The organism is Microbulbifer aggregans (assembly GCF_020524005.1).
Taxonomy (GTDB): Bacteria; Pseudomonadota; Gammaproteobacteria; order Pseudomonadales; family Cellvibrionaceae; genus Microbulbifer; species Microbulbifer aggregans_A.
Map to the genome: position 1 here is coordinate 676,982 of NZ_JAIVKK010000001.1, position 16,383 is coordinate 693,364.

At 52.0% G+C, this 16,383-nt stretch carries 16 protein-coding genes and 1 pseudogene; 9 read left to right on the plus strand and 8 right to left on the minus strand.

The window, feature by feature from the left end; all coding sequences use genetic code 11:
- Positions 1–203 precede the first annotated feature (203 nt).
- From LC093_RS02880 to LC093_RS02895, 4 genes are all read left to right on the plus strand, one after another.
- Complete coding sequence (locus tag LC093_RS02880) at positions 204–1,427, plus strand: CaiB/BaiF CoA transferase family protein (RefSeq protein WP_226661804.1); 1,224 nt, start codon at positions 204–206, stop codon at positions 1,425–1,427.
- 31 nt (positions 1,428–1,458) lie between these two features.
- The gene (locus tag LC093_RS02885) at positions 1,459–1,920 is read left to right on the plus strand and encodes a MaoC/PaaZ C-terminal domain-containing protein (protein ID WP_226661806.1); all 462 of its coding nucleotides are present in this window, start codon (positions 1,459–1,461) and stop codon (positions 1,918–1,920) included.
- A gap of 158 nt (positions 1,921–2,078) precedes the next feature.
- Positions 2,079–3,380, plus strand: coding sequence for a carbohydrate porin (locus LC093_RS02890; RefSeq protein ID WP_226661808.1), 1,302 nt, complete (start codon positions 2,079–2,081; stop codon positions 3,378–3,380).
- 57 nt (positions 3,381–3,437) lie between these two features.
- Complete coding sequence (locus tag LC093_RS02895) at positions 3,438–4,193, plus strand: enoyl-CoA hydratase/isomerase family protein (protein WP_226661810.1); 756 nt, start codon at positions 3,438–3,440, stop codon at positions 4,191–4,193.
- 3 nt (positions 4,194–4,196) lie between these two features.
- On the opposite strand, the gene LC093_RS02900 is transcribed toward LC093_RS02895, so the two are convergent.
- The 3 genes from LC093_RS02900 to LC093_RS02910 are packed head-to-tail and all read right to left on the minus strand — an operon-like array spanning position 4,197 to position 8,553.
- Positions 4,197–5,450: a sensor histidine kinase gene (locus tag LC093_RS02900; protein WP_226661811.1), complete on the minus strand. Its 1,254-nt coding sequence runs from the start codon at positions 5,448–5,450 to the stop codon at positions 4,197–4,199.
- Positions 5,450–6,154 carry a response regulator transcription factor gene (locus tag LC093_RS02905; protein ID WP_226661813.1) on the minus strand — a complete coding sequence of 235 codons (705 nt, stop codon included), beginning with the start codon at positions 6,152–6,154 and terminating at the stop codon, positions 5,450–5,452. Before LC093_RS02905 ends, LC093_RS02900 begins: the two co-directional genes overlap by 1 nt.
- Positions 6,155–6,168: 14 nt before the next feature.
- Positions 6,169–8,553 (minus strand): TonB-dependent receptor, encoded by a 2,385-nt coding sequence (locus LC093_RS02910; RefSeq protein ID WP_226661815.1) that lies wholly within the window; start codon positions 8,551–8,553, stop codon positions 6,169–6,171.
- A gap of 247 nt (positions 8,554–8,800) precedes the next feature.
- On the opposite strand from LC093_RS02910, the gene LC093_RS02915 reads away from it, so the two are divergent.
- Positions 8,801–9,583: an OmpW/AlkL family protein gene (locus LC093_RS02915; RefSeq protein ID WP_226661817.1), complete on the plus strand. Its 783-nt coding sequence runs from the start codon at positions 8,801–8,803 to the stop codon at positions 9,581–9,583.
- A 57-nt stretch (positions 9,584–9,640) separates the two neighbouring features.
- Here LC093_RS02915 and LC093_RS02920 read toward each other — a convergent pair whose 3' ends face one another.
- From LC093_RS02920 to LC093_RS02930, 3 genes are all read right to left on the minus strand, one after another.
- Entirely contained in the window at positions 9,641–10,645 is a 1,005-nt protein-coding gene (locus LC093_RS02920) for a hypothetical protein (RefSeq protein WP_226661818.1), read from the minus strand.
- Positions 10,646–10,676: 31 nt separating this feature from the next.
- The gene (locus LC093_RS02925; RefSeq protein WP_226661820.1) at positions 10,677–10,952 is read right to left on the minus strand and encodes a hypothetical protein; all 276 of its coding nucleotides are present in this window, start codon (positions 10,950–10,952) and stop codon (positions 10,677–10,679) included.
- Between the two features lie 177 nt (positions 10,953–11,129).
- The gene (locus tag LC093_RS02930; protein WP_226661822.1) at positions 11,130–11,555 is read right to left on the minus strand and encodes a hypothetical protein; all 426 of its coding nucleotides are present in this window, start codon (positions 11,553–11,555) and stop codon (positions 11,130–11,132) included.
- 202 nt (positions 11,556–11,757) lie between these two features.
- Between LC093_RS02930 and LC093_RS02935 the strand changes: the two genes are divergently transcribed.
- Positions 11,758–12,750: a transposase gene (locus tag LC093_RS02935; RefSeq protein ID WP_226661823.1), complete on the plus strand. Its 993-nt coding sequence runs from the start codon at positions 11,758–11,760 to the stop codon at positions 12,748–12,750.
- Between the two features lie 621 nt (positions 12,751–13,371).
- Here the strand turns inward: LC093_RS02935 and LC093_RS02940 are convergent.
- On the minus strand, positions 13,372–14,247 hold the full coding sequence (locus tag LC093_RS02940; protein ID WP_226661824.1) for a hypothetical protein: 876 nt from the start codon (positions 14,245–14,247) through the stop codon (positions 13,372–13,374).
- The gene (locus tag LC093_RS02945) at positions 14,244–14,525 is read right to left on the minus strand and encodes a hypothetical protein (protein ID WP_226661826.1); all 282 of its coding nucleotides are present in this window, start codon (positions 14,523–14,525) and stop codon (positions 14,244–14,246) included. Before LC093_RS02945 ends, LC093_RS02940 begins: the two co-directional genes overlap by 4 nt.
- Before the next feature lie 465 nt (positions 14,526–14,990).
- Between LC093_RS02945 and LC093_RS02950 the strand changes: the two are divergent.
- The 3 genes and pseudogenes from LC093_RS02950 to LC093_RS20505 all read left to right on the plus strand — a co-directional run.
- Positions 14,991–15,156, plus strand: a pseudogene (locus tag LC093_RS02950) (transposase); the annotation flags it as partial.
- 154 nt (positions 15,157–15,310) lie between these two features.
- Positions 15,311–16,033, plus strand: coding sequence for an IS110 family transposase (locus LC093_RS02955; protein WP_226661828.1), 723 nt, complete (start codon positions 15,311–15,313; stop codon positions 16,031–16,033).
- On the plus strand, positions 16,017–16,328 hold the full coding sequence (locus LC093_RS20505; RefSeq protein WP_226661830.1) for a transposase: 312 nt from the start codon (positions 16,017–16,019) through the stop codon (positions 16,326–16,328). The genes LC093_RS02955 and LC093_RS20505 overlap by 17 nt, the downstream gene beginning before the upstream one ends.
- The last annotated feature ends 55 nt before the right edge of the window (positions 16,329–16,383 follow it).

Genomic DNA, 16,383 nt, shown 5'->3' on the forward strand with positions numbered 1-16,383 from the left:
CGGAGATGAATGTCGCCCGCTCCCCCCCCCCTAACACAGCCCGACCTAAACTGTACCCTCGCACCAATTAGATGGAAAACGACGTCGAGCCGCCGCGCGCGCACGCCACATGGCGCAAGGTTCCACCACCACGACACATCGATACCTGACTAGCGCGCCTGAATAACAGAGCGCCCAGACCATATTCTCGGAGATATATGAAAATGGCCGGAATTCTAGAAGGCATTAAAGTCATCGAGGTTGCATCGATGGCAGCCGCCCCCAATGCCACCGTCATCCTCGCCGACCTGGGTGCTGAGGTCATCAAGATTGAACCGCCAACTGGCGACCCCTGGCGCTACGGACATTTAACCCCCGGCCTGCCTCCCAGCAAAATTCCGTGGACGACCTACATCCAGAACCGCACCAAGAAATCGGTCGCACTCAATCTCAAGGCACCAGAAGCCCAGGAAGCGCTGCACAAACTGGCGGCCACCGCCGACGTGTTCCTCACCAACTCGCCGCACCCGGTTCAACAACATCTGAAGCACACCTACGAGGACATCAAGGCAGTCAATCCCAAAATCGTGTACGCCGCGATCAATGGTTTTGGTCAGAAGGGACCGGACAAGGATGCCCCGGGCTTCGACGCGACCGCGTGGTACGCCCGCACCGGGATAATGGAAGAGTTGCGCCCCAAGGATGGCCCACCGACCGCACTGCCTGTGGGCGTTGGTGACCTGAGCACCTCCGCGGCTCTGGCCGGAGCCGTATTGGGGGCCCTGTTCCACCGCGAACGTACCGGCAAGGGATCTGAAGTGTCCATCTCCCTGATGCATATGGGGCTCTGGGCAAACTCGTGCATGTTACAAGCGGCTCTGGTTGGTACGCCGCCGATTCCGAAGTACACCCTTGAGGAATGGCCGAATCCGGTAGCGGGTGGCCGCTTCAAAACCAAGGACGGCCGCTACATCATTATCGTGGAAATCAACCCAAACAATATCGACAACCTCCGCGATGCCTTCGGTGCCGACCATCTGAAAGGCGATGAACGTTTCGCAACACCAGAGTTACGTCTGAAAAACAGCAAGGCGCTTTATCAGGAAATGCAGAAGATTGTCGCGCAACACGAGCTCGCCGAAGTTTCCGAGCGCCTGAAGAAGTTCGGTGTGAATTTCAGTGTTGTGCAAACCACCGAGGAATGTACCCGCGATGAGCACATGCTCGCCAACAACTGCTTCCCGGAAGTGGAAGGCACAGATGGCATTCGCACTGTCGACAGCCCCATGCAGATCCACAGTGAAGGATACGAACGGATCAAACCGCAAAAGCCACCGGGTATCGGCGAGCACACCATGTCTGAACTGACGGCACTCGGCTACACCGAAGATGAAGTCAAGGCGATGGCAGAGGCCCACGCGGTCGGTCTACCCAAGCAACGCAAGTGAAACCCACCCAGTTCCAAGCGAGAGAAAGTAGATGGCGGACGAGCATAAGTTCTTTGAAGATTTTGAAATCGGTGAATCGTACATGACGAATGCCCGAACTATTACCGAATCTGACATCGTCATGCACGCGATGCATTCCGGCGACTGGCAGCCTCACCATACCAATGAGGAATTCGCGAAAAAAGGGCCGTTCAAACACCGCATCGCCCACGGCAACCTGACCTTTTGCGTCAGCACCGGCCTGATCTTCCAGTCCTCGTCGGAAAACCCGAATGTCATGGCCTACGGATACAACAAAATCCGCTATCCCAACCCTGTCTTCGCCGGCGACACCATCAAGGTCGAGGTGGCGGTCGCCGATAAACAGGATCACCCCAAGCACAAGACCCACGGCCTGCTCACACAGACCGAGACCACCACCAACCAAAGAGGAGAGACCGTGGCGTTCGTTGAACACATTCTCTACGTGACACGACGGACTCCGAGTGCCTGATCACGGGTGATGGGACAAGCAGGAGGGGGATGCGTCTGCTACGCGGAACACGTTCATTATCTGGGCTCCCTTCGAAGGTGCCGAGCTGCGAGACCGGCTGCCCCCCCATTCAATCCTGCTAGGTTTCACTCTATGCGCGAAGATGAAGGTGCTCGCTGATGTTTACCGACCGGACCTCTATTGCGACCAGTTTGACGCTTTCGCTTCTCGCCGCTTGCGCTAGCGTGTATGCCGCAGGTGAAACGGAGGCCGAATCAACCGTGCCCGCCTCGACTCCAGCTACCACCGGGCTGGACCGAAACCCACTCAATGGCCCGGACTCGGCGGATTCGCTGCTGACCGATAGCAGTGAAGAAAAAGCGGATGTCCTCAACAAAAATATTCTCAAGCAATGGGAAACCTGGAAAAACAGCCTGGAAGAGCGAACCGGATTCGGCTTCGGTGCCGACTATACCGCGGTCGGGTTAAGAGCGACGGAAAGTCTTGGCGACAACTCCGCCGCCTCGGATATCTTTCGCCTTTACGGTTCCTGGGCCCTCTTCAATCGCGGTAGCAAAAACACGGGGAGCCTGGAGTTCAAGGCGGAAAATCGTCACGCCTTTACCGATATTCCCCCGGCCACGTTCGGGCTGGTGGTGGGGTATGCCGGCGTGCCGGAGCCCGTCTTCAGTGATCAGGGCGTTCGCGGAACCACCTTCTACTGGAAGCAGCACTTTCTAGAGGATCGGGCGGTTGCCCGAGTGGGCATCATCGACATCAAGGAATACTTCGATGTCTACGCCCTGGCTAGTCCGTGGAGTGGCTACTTTAACCTGGCTTTCTCTACGGGGGCCAACACCATGATCGCGCTGCCCGATGGCACCTTCGGTGCCATGGTTGGCGGCTATCTGACAGACAAGGTGTACGCCGCCGTCAGTATTGCCGACGCCAGTGCAGATCCGACCTCTCCCTTCAAAAGCATTGATACGTTTTTTAGTGATTTTGATACGTTCAAAAGCCTGGAGATTGGTCTCACGGGCGGCGGCAAGAAATTCTTCCTCGATAATGCACACATCTCCTTCTGGCACCTGGACGACAGTGCGGAAACCGGTGCGCCCGGTGGTTGGGGTGTAATGGGTTCCTTCTCGACGCTGATCGACGGCAAGTGGCTACCTTACCTGCGCGCTGGCTGGGCCGATGAGGGTGGCGGACTTTATGAGGCCTCCGTCAGCACCGGCTTTGGGTATATGAAACAGCCCGGAGGAAATCTCGTTGGTATTGGGCTCAACTGGGGGCGACCGAATTCAGACACCCTCCCACTGGACCTGAACGACCAGTGGACCGGTGAGTTTTTTTATCGCCTGCAGCTATCAGAAAACTTCCAGATAACGCCGAATGTCCAGATTCTCGCAGAGCCCGCGCTCAACCCGAACGAGAACTTGATCATTCTGCTGGGATTGCGCACGCGTTTTACGTTCTAGCTAGTTTGGATAGCCACGGCTCTATTGTTGGGGCCGGTTAAATTTAAGGAAATAGGAATGAGTAAAGTCATCGTCGACAAGTCCGATGGAATCATCCACGTAAAGATCAATCGCCCGGACGTCCTGAATGCCTGTGATGGTGAGACCTACAACGCCATTGCAGACGCGTGGGACGAGCTGGAAAATGACCCCAGCCTGAGAGTCGGCATTGTGAGCGGTGAGGGCCGCGCATTTTGCGTGGGGACGGATATCAAATGGGTAAAGTCACCAGATGCCGAGGGGTTTGTAGACCGCCTCTATCCACGCATGCTGACATTGACCAAGCCGGTGATTGCAGCGATACAGGGGCACTGCAATGGCGGCGGGCTTGAACAGGCATTGGCCTGCGATATTCGCGTGTGCACGGAAGATGCACACTTTGGCTCTGGGGAAGTGCGTCTTGGCTGGATCCCGGGCGGCTACGGAACACAGCGCCTGCCGCGCCTGATCCCGCTGGGGCCAGCACTGGAGATGCTGTATACCGGCGGCCGTATCGATTCACCGGACGCCTATCGCCTGGGCCTGGTCAACCACGTAGTTGCAGAAGACAAGCTGATTGAAACCTGTAAGCAGATCGCCGGAGAGATTATCAAAAGTGCGCCGCTGGCCGTGCAGAAGATGAAGACCACGGTAATGCAGGGGCTGGACATGCCGCTGTCCTCCGCCGTCAGGCTCGAAAAAGAGTCCTTCGACTTCCTTATGCGGACAGAAGACTCCAAAGAAGGCGCCCTCGCCTTCGCTGAGAAACGCGCACCGAAATGGCAGGGTAAGTAGCCGTCACCAAGAAAGACGCGCGGCCACACGCGCCTCGTCAGCGTGCAATGAAAACAACCAGCCGTTGCGTTCGCACAGCCGTTGGACGATACCCAGACCCAGGCCATACCCGCTGGGGGACGACGCCTCGGTCGGTGTTTGCCGTTCCTCCGCTTCACTACTCACCTGATTGGTGACGAAAAGCACGCGTTCTTTGATGTGAATCGTGATCGGCCCCTGCCCGTCCAGTGTGTGCTCAAATGCATTGCGCACCAGGTTATTGACCGCGATAGAAAAAGCCTGTGAATGCCCGCAGGCTATCGGGTTTGATAGATCAGCGATTTCAGCATCGTTTAAGTCGATTTCAACATCGACACATTTTCCGCTCAACAGGTGGCGCTGCTGTTCTATGGCCTGGCTAACCAGCGGCATCACCAGAAACTGCTCGTTACACTGCCCAGCGTCGGTTTCGCGAGCGAGGCACAAGAACATTTCAATCGTGGCTTTCATTTCGAGCGTCGCATACCTCACTCGATCTACCGTCTTCACATCGTTCGCTGACAGATCACTTTCCTCCAGCAGCTCAAGCGCGCCCAGTATCACCGTGATCGGCGTGCGCAACTCATGACTGGCTGAACCGGTAAAGTACCGCTCCCTCTCAACAAATGCGTTGATACGCTCAAGCGTCTTCTCAATGGTTCTGGCGAGTACGCCAACCTCATCATCGCCGAACCGGCTGGACTCTATGCGTTTGTGATCTTCGGCCGATAGCTTTTCCGGGTCGATGTCTGCAACCACGTTCGCAAGTTGCACCACAGGGGCGACGGCCCTGCGCATCACAACAACGCCGAGCCCAAAACCAAGCGCACCGAGCGTTCCCACCACTCCGGTGATAACGAGCAGCCACCACCAATCCTCTGAGGACGCCGCCTCAATCCCGGTAACGTCGAAAACCACAAATGCGTGTCGCTGCCCGTTTTCGATAGGTACCACTGCGACATGCAACTCTTCGGCATCGAATTCGTACAACCCCTCATCGGGGTTTGTCTGCGCCCATTCCCTGAGTGATTCCGGCAGGCTACCCACCTCTTCGTATCCGCGCAGGCTCATCGTTAGATCGGGATAGCTTTCGGCGGCGCGCTGTAGCTGACGCACCAGCACACGGTCTTCGCTCAGCCGGATCGCAGAGAAGAACGCGAGTCCCCAGACCACGCTGAGTACTGCAACACACACCGCAAATGCAATGGCGACCCGCTTGCGTAAACTGTACCGGTACATTACAGGGCATCCTCTGCAATTCGATACCCGATGCGATGCACCGTATGAAGGAGCGGGCTATCAAACGGCCTGTCGATCGCCTGCCGCAGCTTGTACATGTGCGAACGCAGCGCATCACCATCGGGGCGCTCGTCGGCCCACAACAACGTTTCAAGATCATCGCGAGCCACAACAGACGGTGCCGCCTCCATCAAGCGTTGAAGTAGCCTCATGCCTGCCGGGGTGAGATCAATACGCTGCCCCGCGCGATGCACTTGCAGCGTGGACCGATTCATCGTCAGGTCACCTACCGTTAGCAGGCTCGCGGCCTTTCCGTGACTACGCTTGTACAGCGCCTGCAGTCGCGCATGCAGCTCCTGCAACGCGAATGGTTTGATCAGATAATCATCAGCGCCCGCCTCGAAACCCTTAAGTTTGTCGTCCAGCGTGTCTCTCGCCGTTAGCATAAGCACGGGCGTGTCTACCTCGGCATCTGCGCGCAGTTTTTGGCAGAAACTCAGGCCATCCATCCCCGGAAGATTCAGGTCCAGAACAATCACGTCGAACGGATTCGTCAACGCCAGGTGCATAGCGCTTATACCGTCATAGGCAAAATCCATCACATAGCTACGCTTTTCAAGATACGCGGCAATGTTCTCGCAAATGCCGCGGCTGTCTTCGACAATCAACACTCTGACCGGCGCTGCACCAAGCGCATGTACCATTCCCTACTCTCCTTTTACCAGGCATAGTCCAGACGCAGACCAATAAGCGGCTCGGCTTCGCTATCGTCTTTCACTTCAATGCCCCGGCGGTAGTCAAAATCGGTGTCGTCGCTCGACGACGCGGCCGTCAGATTGATGACATCAAGAAAGGCTGTTGCATCCACGGGGCCAAATGCGCGTCGATAGTCAACGCGAACGTTCAACATGGCGGAACCGCTTTTGCGACCGACATTGCGCTCAGTGATCTCTTTCGAATAGCGCAGGAGTTCCCCGGGTCCCAACACGTCTGAGTGGATAATAAACTCATCGTCTGGCCTGCCGGAAAGGTATTTGTAGCGCCCGGCAACCTTCCAGCGGTCGCTGATCTCCCAGGTCAGGCCGAGGGTAGCCACATGCTCGCGGCTGAATTCTGCGGCTACGTCACCGCGACCGTCTTTTCGGTCGACTTTAGCATCGTTATAGGAGTAAGTCGCGGTAGCGTAAATACCCTCGCGAATCGTACCGTTGGCCACCACATCGACGCCGTACGATGTGCCGTCACCAATGTTTGCAAAGGTGCCGCTTGCCCGGTCGAGGTCTACCACCAGGTGGTCGAGGTTTTGGTAGTAGGCTTCCGTCAGCACCGACCAGCGGTTGTTCGGGAAGTATTCAAAACCAATACTCGCGTGTGTGATTTCCTCGTTCTCAAGGTCGTTCGCCGCGTTAGCGGCAAGGTCTAAAAATCGTGGCGACTGATGAAAGCGCCCTGCCGTCGCAAAGTATCTCATCGTCTTACCCGGCCGCCAATTGACACTGAACCTGGGCGACGCGAAGCTTTGGTCTGCAAAACCGTCCCGCTCCAACCGCACGCCGGTGCGAATATCCCAATCGCCGCGCTCAAAAACCTGCTCTACGTAACCTGCGTAGCTCGTTTCTTTCTGACTGAGTGAAGAGTTGATGTTATCGGGCGTCAGTACAATAAAGCGCTGCTCGGGGTCTGACCTGAAATCATCGTCGTCGTAGACAAACCGGACCCAGTCGCCATCAAGGACGGTGCTATAGTCCAGTTCAACTTGCGTTACTCGAACACCGGCACTGAACACGCCCCATGGATTTACCGTCTCGAAGTCACTTCGCCAGCCGATCTCTGTCTCACCCTCACCGATGGTAATGATGTCTTCCCGCACCGGAAAGCTGGACGCGGGTGACCCCTCGGGTACGAGATCAGGAAATGATTCACCCTCTGAACTGATCTTGTCGCTGGTGCGGTAGTAAACCTTGTTGGTCAGCACAGCTTCGTCACCGATCAACGACCGCAGTGTCAGACCGTACAGATCACTATCCTGTTCAGAATCCTGCAGTGCAGCATCTTCGAAATTGGGCGATGCAAAAACGTGAGTCACACCGCGGGTGTAGTCTTCGTGTGTGTCAATCAGCAGCACTTCGACCGTATGGCTCTCGTTGATTGGCATTACCGACTTTACGATGACATCGCTTAACACAGGATCCCCAATGTCGAGCTCTTCGATCGTTTCAAAAAATGAACCGAAGTCCAATCGGCGCGCAGAAACGAGCAACGTCGAGTCTTCAGTGATACCGGCAGGACCATCGTAACCAACTTCATAGCCCGCAATGTCGAAACGCAGGCTTGCTGAAGGACTTGGATTGCCATCGGCAACTTCCAGATTCAGTAACGATGCAGCCCGGCCACCATAAGCCGCACTCCACCCTCCCGGTGAAAATGCCGCGCCACTGATTACATTTGGTGCAAAAATCGAGAAACGACCGCCGCCACCGACATCTTCTTCTTCCCCCAGCGTCGCATCAAAGTGCACCGCTTTATCAAAAGGAAAATCATCCACGAATAACAAATTGTCTCTCGGGCCACGGCCGCGCACGCTAAAGCTCGCGAATTCACTGACGGATGCCAGGCCAGGCAAACCGTCCAGCGAGAGCAGCGGATCTGAGCCGCCGCCAACGGCACTTCGCAACGCTTCCCTATCGAGATAGGTATTACTGGCGGAGGCAAAGGCATCAGGATGCTGTGCCCGAACCTCCACTTCCTCAATGGCCTGCTCGCGCAGTTCGAATTCAATTTTGAGATTCTTGCGCGTAACCACACGCACGCTTGGCTCATAGGATGAACTGAATCCGCCTTTGACGACATTCACCGAGTAGAGACCGGGGTCGAGCAGTTCAACGACGATGCGACCCTGCGCGTCGGTAACCACAGATCGCGTCGAATCGGTTTCCCGTTCCCTGATCATGATCTGCGCGGATGAGAGTGGCCGGTCCGTATTCTGATCCTTGACGACGATAGTCAGTGCACCGGGCGCCTCTGCTGCGTGGGTAAAAAGTGGAGTTCCCATCAACAGCGCCGCTAGAGTCAACTGTGATGCCTGTCTCAACTGCTTGCTCATATTGCACTCCCTTCAACATTCTGCCGTTTTTATTTGGTGAAACGCTGGGAGGTTAGCAACGCAAATGTGACTGAAATGTCGCTGAGATGTGAAGGTAACATCAGAGCCTGGTTACCTACCGCCTGTTCAACGGAAAAGAAACACCAGCACCATGCTATTTGGCACGTAAAGCGAGTTGTTTTCCCCTTAAGTCAAAAATGGCTGTATTACACTTTTTATTCCACGGGTATATATGGAGTTACCTTGAATGAAAAGGATGTTGAAATTTTCACCTATCTTGGCGCCGTTGGCTCTGGCGCTTTCCAGTACTGTCTCAGCAGGCCCCCTCAACCTGACCGGACCACAGGACTTTATTGTCCGTGTCGGCGGATACTACATCTCCCCGGGAGACGACGACGTTAGCTTTGTCGACGATACCTTCCAGTATTTCGACGCGTTTCGCTCTAACGTTGATCCGGGTTCCGAGTGGGGTTGGTATGCAAACCTCGAATGGAAGCCTGTACATCATTGGGGCATCGAACTTGGCTATATGGACGGCGACAACCATACGAGCACTCACGCTGACGACTATTTTTCGATCGGCTTCGACAATGTCGAATATCGTGATGTGGCGCGTTTTGATGCCGATATCAGTACCTTAAGCCTGAAATTCTACCCACTGGATGAGACCTGCATGGTCCAGCCCTATATCGGTGGTGGGATTAGCTATACCGACTTCGGTGACAGCGGCCTTCGCCGTGTAGTGCGGGACGACCTGGCTGATTTTGGCCTGCGCGGCAATTTCGATATCGGGTACTCATGGGGCTATACATGGCAAATGGGTATGGACTTCAACTTTGGACGCGAAAGCTCCTGGCTGGTAAATGTCGCTGCGCTTTACGCGCGATCCGCGACTGAGATGCGGCTGCAGCTTCTGGATGACGTTCCGCCACCCCCGGATGTAAATCCGATTATTGAGTCCTATTCCGGGGACTACATCTATGATCCATGGATGTTCAACCTGTCAGTAGGATACAAATTTTCCTTCTGACGCTCTGAATTCGGCAGATTATCTTGGGCGCTTCGGCGCCCTTTTTTGTGGACAGGATCAATCGATCTGACGGCGTGCCTCATTGGACCGGCGGTTTAGCGGCTCACGCACCAGGCGTACCTGATCGCGCTTATCCGTTTTCTTATTGGACGTCTTTTTCTTTTCGCTTTCCTTCTTCCTTGGTTGCTCGTTCTCTGGTCGCTCGCGCTCCTGGCGCAGAGCTGGCTTCGCGGCAGCATTGCGCCGATCATTTGGCGCTTTGCGCTGGGGCTGGGGCTGTCCGCGCTGGTTTTGTGGCTTGGGCATGTCGCGCACCATGCGGCGATCGGTTGCCGGGCGCGCTACTGCAGGAACAACTCGTGGGTCGCGAATGCCGGTTGGCTTGTCCGCAAGTTTGACTGCCCGCAAGTCCCGACTCGGATTCAGGCGTGGATTCCCGCGTTCATTACGGCGATCCTCTCTCCGCTTATCCAGACTCCGGTTATCCACCTGAGGCGCCCGCCGCTTTGGCTCGGCGATGCCAGCGAACCGCTGTTCACCACCTCGGTCACGATTCTGGCCCTGCCCACGACGATCCTGGCCGTCCTCCCGACGTTCACGTCGATGCCCGTTGCTTTCATGCCGATCCCGCCGGTTGTAACCGTCGTCATGATCGTGCCGGCGTGGCGGTCTGTAGTCGTGCCCTCCAGCATAGTGAGGGCCATGGCGGCGCAAGCGCGTATGCCAGCGATCATTGAAGTTGGCCGAGATATAGAAATTGGGGGCCGGATACCAACGACCGCCCCAGTGACTGGCACTGATCCAATGGTCCTGATGCCAACGATAGTAACGCCCCTGTCGATAGAAAACGTCGCTGCGGTCGTAGAACACGTAAACGCCGAGCGCATCGTCGTAGTAGCGATAGCCGGGATCGGTGATCACTGAATAGGAGTAAACCGGAGGAGCCTTGCGGACATAGGTGCCCCCCACGACCACCGGCGGGGCTGCTGGGTAGGTGACACAGCCACCGAGTGTCAAAGTGATGGTGAGAGCGGCGAGTAATCGGTATGGGACCTGGCGCATGGTGCGTATTCCTTGGATTCACACCTGCTTTTTAACCCGGCGCAACTGAATAGACCCTGAATCTACTTGCAAAAGAACAGAGAACAACCAATAGCGATAAATGATTACAACCAAATAAAATCAGGAACCTTCCCAAAAGCTCGATTTTTATACGCTCTTCTTCATTAGTAATAAATGGCAACGTACGACTCGCTGTCAGCCATGCAGCACCGAAAGCAGTCAATCCTGTCGCTTCGATATAGTAGGTCAATCGAGCAATACCGCTAAAATCTATCCAGCCCAGAATATCGAGCAACTGTACGGCCATGGCGCCAGCCATAGCTACTGGGCAGATTCTATAATTCGTACGCTAAACTTCACCTATTTAGAACCTTTCTCTTAAATATTTGGGGTAAATATTTGGGCGTAGAGTAAAGTTTTTCCACTAAATCAACTGTTCTACCTAGCGACAAAAATTTACTCCGTCCCCAACCATCTAATTACCTTAACCATATATATAGTCATACAAACATGTACTGATTCCTGTAAAACTCGAATATACGCTATGTACATTCTTTTTCGGCCACACATAATAGTTTTTGCCGTAACCCCAAACAATCGTTCTGGACTTATGAAGCAAAACCAAGTCGGTCAACAACTCCCCTCCCCCTTTTAGCTCAATACGTAGAGATACAGCTTCGCGGCCACCCCGTATCAAACCGGGCCGAATATCAACCAAACAGCGATGAAACCCCCTATGCATCTCACGTGGAAGTTCATACTCACCAATATAAATTGAATGAATATCCTCAGCCTCTATCTTCGCAAGAGAATCCAGATAATAAGATTTACTTACATGCGACTCCCAGCGGAGAAATAAACAAAATGAAAGAAAACCTGAGACAGCCAAAAACTGAGATACTTTGCCCATACTTAATTCATCAAATTAAATCTAGCTTAGCTTTATAGTCACAACAATTAACACAACAATGGGAAACACAACAATGGGACACCCATTAATCAAGAATCAAGAATGGGACACCCATAGAAGATAAGGCATCCTACGCCAAACACTTGCATTTAACATCATTTATCGCAAAATACTGGCTATATATACAGCACCACTAATAGCCATGACCCAACCGCGATCAAATCTGATTGATCCAAGCACAACGCCCTACTATCACTGCGTATCCCGCTGCGTACGCCGCGCTTTTCTTTGCGGGCGTGATGAGCGCACCGGGCAGTGCTTTGAGCACCGTCGACAGTGGATAGAAGACCGGCTGCTGGAACTTTCCGGAATATTCGCCCTAGATGTTTGTTCGTATGCGGTCATGAGCAACCATTATCATGTCGTGTTATTCGTGAACCAGCAACAGGCTGACGGCTGGGACCTGCTAGAGATCGTGTCTCGATGGCATCAGCTATGCAAAGGCTCTGCCTTATCGCAGCGTTTTTACCGTGGGGAGCTCTTGGATTCTGCCGAATTGACCCGGCTGTCCGAGGTAGCCAAAATCTGGAAGGCACGGCTGACCGATATCAGTTGGTTTATGCGCTATTTGAACGAATTTATTGCACGGGAATCCAATCGCGAAGACCAGTGTAGCGGGCGATTCTGGGAGGGCCGTTTTAAATCCCAAGCATTACTGGACGAAAAAGCCCTGGCAGCCTGTATGGCTTATGTCGACCTTAATCCAATCCGCGCGAAAATGGCCGAAACCCCAGAGACATCGGACCATACCTCGATCAAACAACGTATTCTCTCTGCAAAACAGGCACAACAGCCCACCACGCTGCTGCCTTTTGTCGGGAATCCCAAAGAACCCATGCCTACAGGCCTACCGTTTCGGCTAGAGGACTATATTGAATTGGTGGACTGGAGCGGACGCTGCCTACGAGAAGATAAGCGGGGAGCAATCAACGAAAAACTTCCTCCCATTCTGGATCGCCTGCAAATTGATCCAAAGCAATGGACCTACCTAAACAAAAATTTTGAAAGCCGGTTTAAATCCCTGGTAGGCAGCGGCCATACTGTACGCGCCACTTGCGAGCAACTTGGCAAGCGCTGGGTGCACGGAATTCGTGAGTGCGAACGTCTCTTGTCACCTCCTCCCGTAATACCTTAAATCCTATTCTCTCCACCCGTTGAATTGCATCGCAGGTCAGCTGCGAGCGTACAATGCGTGTGCGGCCCACCCAATCATACGGAATACGTAATAAAAACCACACGAACCTGCCCTTCCAACAATTACTTTTTGCGCGCAAGCAAAAATACTCGTGACTGACGCCTTGTACTGTTAGGCACTATTTAATGGATGTCCTTTTTATTTTCGATTTTTATTTTCGTGGGTGTCCTTTTTATTGCTCCATTTTACAAATGCCTTTTAATGTGAAATAGGAAATCTTCTGATTGCACTCCATCCTCGCACAAACTTAGTCGAAACGTGAGTTTTGACCAAGTAGTATTTCGTAAGACACAGCTGACAAGTTTACTTGGATGGCAATAACATCCATTATCTTTCTTTATCGAAGAAGGAAAACAGGTTATTTACAATTGAAGCACGATATGCCGTGGATTATTTTTATGATTAACCACTTCCAACCACTAAAAATAAATTAAACCCCAGCCTATTTAAGCACCAATAACTAAAAGCCTAAAAAGTGCAATGACACATACAGCAACCAATCACCCTTAGGTGCATAAGTGTTATGATTAGGTCGCTTCCTCAATACCCATACATACTTTATTACAAAGAAAACTCCAAGGAAATCGTTGTAGTCTCATGATACATTTTATCAGTTTCAGGGTTCTCACCTTCGCTATAAACGACCGCCACTGATGCATAATCGCCTAACTTATAGCGGGCAGTTGCAGTAAAAAGCGACTGTTCTTGCCCATAAATTTCTTCAAATCCCGAATCACGATTTGTCATTGCCCAATAGTTCTGAACAAGTTCAATCCGAAATGGGTTTTCGACAGACTGGCTAGGGGGTACCCATAAAAAATCCAACTGCCCTGCTGCACGATGTGCGGTGCCGGGCGTCCCAGATTTCGCAATATCTGGCGAGTCGAAATACTGAACTCCAGTAGCAAAACCCCAGCGGATAGACCCTGGTCCAAACCAGTCGTTAGCTGCACCAAGAGACAGAGAAGAAGACAGTGGTGAAACCCAGGCTTTTACGTAGTTACTAGAGATATCAGACTCCCGATCCTCCATATAACCTAAATCAAGCCAATACCATAATGATGCATCATTCAGCGTTTGAATGTGGTGTAACGAAAATCCTGCTTGGAGGCTGTTCTGTGGAGTACTGAGAGCCGTATTACGATGATACTCAACGAACGGTATCAAGTCTGTAGCGTCTTTGGAGGCGAGAAGGTCGAGCTTGACAAACTTTATTGCCATATCAATGGATTGACTTGATTCGCCGCCTGCGGGACTTATGAAGGTTATGGATGCTGGCTTTCCCGATTTTGTTGGATCAGTTACCGATTGTTTCAGATCGAAACGTTCACTTAGCCATTCAGCTGCTGTTTGATCCTGGACCACCGTAGTTTGACCGAAAGCGAACGAGCTGAAAAAGGAGACTAAAAATATAGCTGAAAAATATAAGTCTTTCACGCAGGATCTCCATTCGCTCGCTTTAATGCTAAAGCTGTAACTTGCTTTATTTTTTTACAAATCAACATCGAAGACTGAGTTATAGGAAGAGCCTTATCGGGATACTCTGCCTTTATCGCGCGAGAAATCGAAACTGCTGAAACCCTTATCATACCTTCAGAAAGCAATAGCGCCCCCCGGAGGGAGTTTTCAGGATTTTCAACCACGCTCATCGGGCGATTACTGATTGCCGACAGTTTTTGCTCCACAATTTTCTTTACGTTACTCTCCGTCGCCATACCCCCCCCTAAATTTACTGTAAAAAAATCATATCATTTTTGATTTTTAATATTTCTAAATAAGCTTTAAAAATAGAAGATAAATAGTCAAAACACATGCACAAGACCGCGCGCTTATGCATCTACATTCAAAATATAATTTTTAAGTAATGTCTATATACCTAAATCTATCTAGTTGTAAAAAGTCAAAAAGCTAGAAGAAACCTATCTACTTAAGTCGCCACCTACTTAGCTATTTTATTTTCACAAATACATTTACCAGAAATACTTTCGAACTTCGACGAACTATATATCGATATTATTTCAAAAACATTCCCTGTCAATTATTCATCACTATTAAAAAAGACTTTGACGCCAACAGCTACTGAGCAAACGGAAAAATTAGCCACAAATAGCTAATTACAGGTACTACCCCGTTGCTGCGGACATTTCTAAAAAGAGGCACACTGCGCCAAAGGAGTGCTAATGACCAAGCGTAGAAAGTACAGCCCCGAGCTCAACCGTGAGGCCGTGGAGCAGGCTCGCGATTCCTGGCGTGAGCTGCCGGCATGTGGCACCGGAACCTGGCATCATTCCTAGTCTTCTCTCCCGCTGGCGCCGCGAGACTGATGATAGCGCTGCACCCGTCTTTTATATTTAGAAAAATTTCCTAGGAGCATATAACCAAATGCGTGGTGTCGGAAATTTTACAAACATGTACTCTGATAATCATCTAGCCGGCTCCCACCGTAAGTGCCAACCTTGAGTTCCCACACTTGACCTATCACTCACAGGGGAGCCGAACGATGAAACTATATTGCGGAATCGATTTACACTCCAATAATTCTGTAGTTGTAGTTATTGATGAACAAGACAAACCAATTCTGAGCAAAAAATGCGCAAATGATATTTCTGTGATTAACGGGCAATTAGCGCCCTTCTCAGAGGATATTCAGACTGTTGTTGTTGAGTCTACTTACAACTCGTACTGGCTCGTAGATGGCCTAGAAGATGCGGGATTCCACGTGAAGCTGGCTAACACCGCGGCAATTCAGCAATACAGCGGAATCAAGCACACAGACGATAAATCCGATGCTCGCTTTCTGGCAAACCTTCTCAGGTTAGACATATTGCCCGTAGGCCATATTATGCCCAGGGAGCAGCGGAACATCAGGGACTTACTGAGAAAGCGTTCCCTGCTGATCAAACAGCGCACCATGCTTAATCTGAATCTTCAGGGAATGATCGCCCGTCATACCGGGGCGCGATTGAGTGCCAATCAGCTGAAAAGGATAGACCAGAAGGCTATTGAAGAACTGATGGCCGAGCAGGTCGTCAGAGACTCGGCCATGATTAATTTGATGCAAATCGAAGCGATAATTAAATCCGTCAAACTACTCGAACAGCGAGTGTCCGGATATAGCGTCAACACCACGGAAAATAAGTTATTGCAAAGCATACCGGGTGTCGGTCAGATACTATCTCAGATGATTGCGCTGGAGTCTGGCAGTTATGGACCGATTCCCTGACGTAAGGAATTACTCGTCGTATGTTCGTTGCGTACCCAATAAAAAGATTAGCAATGGTAAAATCAAAGGCTCCGGCAATAGAAAGAACGGCAACCCTTGGCTTGCCTGGGCCTTCATGGAGGCGGCCCACCTCAGCGCAATCTGGAGCCCAGAAATTAAAAAATACTACCAACGCAAGGCATCCAGGGCCCACATCTTGGTTGCTAAGAAGTCGGTAGCCAACAAGCTAGCGAGAGCGGTATATCACATGCTGAAACAGAATACAGTTTTCGATGTGAAGCGCGCTTTCGCGTGATTTGTGCTCCTGTCGCAGATCGAATTGGGGTAGGACAATGAGCCAGTTACTCTGA

Excerpts from the sequence above, each read along its gene's own strand:
- LC093_RS02880 (WP_226661804.1), top strand. The coding sequence starts at position 204 with ATGGCCGGAATTCTAGAAGGCATTAAAGTCATCGAGGTTGCATCGATG.
- LC093_RS02885 (WP_226661806.1), top strand. The coding sequence starts at position 1,459 with ATGGCGGACGAGCATAAGTTCTTTGAAGATTTTGAAATCGGTGAATCG.
- LC093_RS02890 (WP_226661808.1), top strand. The coding sequence starts at position 2,079 with ATGTTTACCGACCGGACCTCTATTGCGACCAGTTTGACGCTTTCGCTT.
- LC093_RS02895 (WP_226661810.1), top strand. The coding sequence starts at position 3,438 with ATGAGTAAAGTCATCGTCGACAAGTCCGATGGAATCATCCACGTAAAG.
- LC093_RS02900 (WP_226661811.1), bottom strand. The coding sequence starts at position 5,450 with ATGTACCGGTACAGTTTACGCAAGCGGGTCGCCATTGCATTTGCGGTG.
- LC093_RS02905 (WP_226661813.1), bottom strand. The coding sequence starts at position 6,154 with ATGGTACATGCGCTTGGTGCAGCGCCGGTCAGAGTGTTGATTGTCGAA.
- LC093_RS02910 (WP_226661815.1), bottom strand. The coding sequence starts at position 8,553 with ATGAGCAAGCAGTTGAGACAGGCATCACAGTTGACTCTAGCGGCGCTG.
- LC093_RS02915 (WP_226661817.1), top strand. The coding sequence starts at position 8,801 with ATGAAAAGGATGTTGAAATTTTCACCTATCTTGGCGCCGTTGGCTCTG.
- LC093_RS02920 (WP_226661818.1), bottom strand. The coding sequence starts at position 10,645 with ATGCGCCAGGTCCCATACCGATTACTCGCCGCTCTCACCATCACTTTG.
- LC093_RS02925 (WP_226661820.1), bottom strand. The coding sequence starts at position 10,952 with ATGGCCGTACAGTTGCTCGATATTCTGGGCTGGATAGATTTTAGCGGT.
- LC093_RS02930 (WP_226661822.1), bottom strand. The coding sequence starts at position 11,555 with ATGGGCAAAGTATCTCAGTTTTTGGCTGTCTCAGGTTTTCTTTCATTT.
- LC093_RS02935 (WP_226661823.1), top strand. The coding sequence starts at position 11,758 with ATGACCCAACCGCGATCAAATCTGATTGATCCAAGCACAACGCCCTAC.
- LC093_RS02945 (WP_226661826.1), bottom strand. The coding sequence starts at position 14,525 with ATGGCGACGGAGAGTAACGTAAAGAAAATTGTGGAGCAAAAACTGTCG.
- LC093_RS02955 (WP_226661828.1), top strand. The coding sequence starts at position 15,311 with ATGAAACTATATTGCGGAATCGATTTACACTCCAATAATTCTGTAGTT.
- LC093_RS20505 (WP_226661830.1), top strand. The coding sequence starts at position 16,017 with ATGGACCGATTCCCTGACGTAAGGAATTACTCGTCGTATGTTCGTTGC.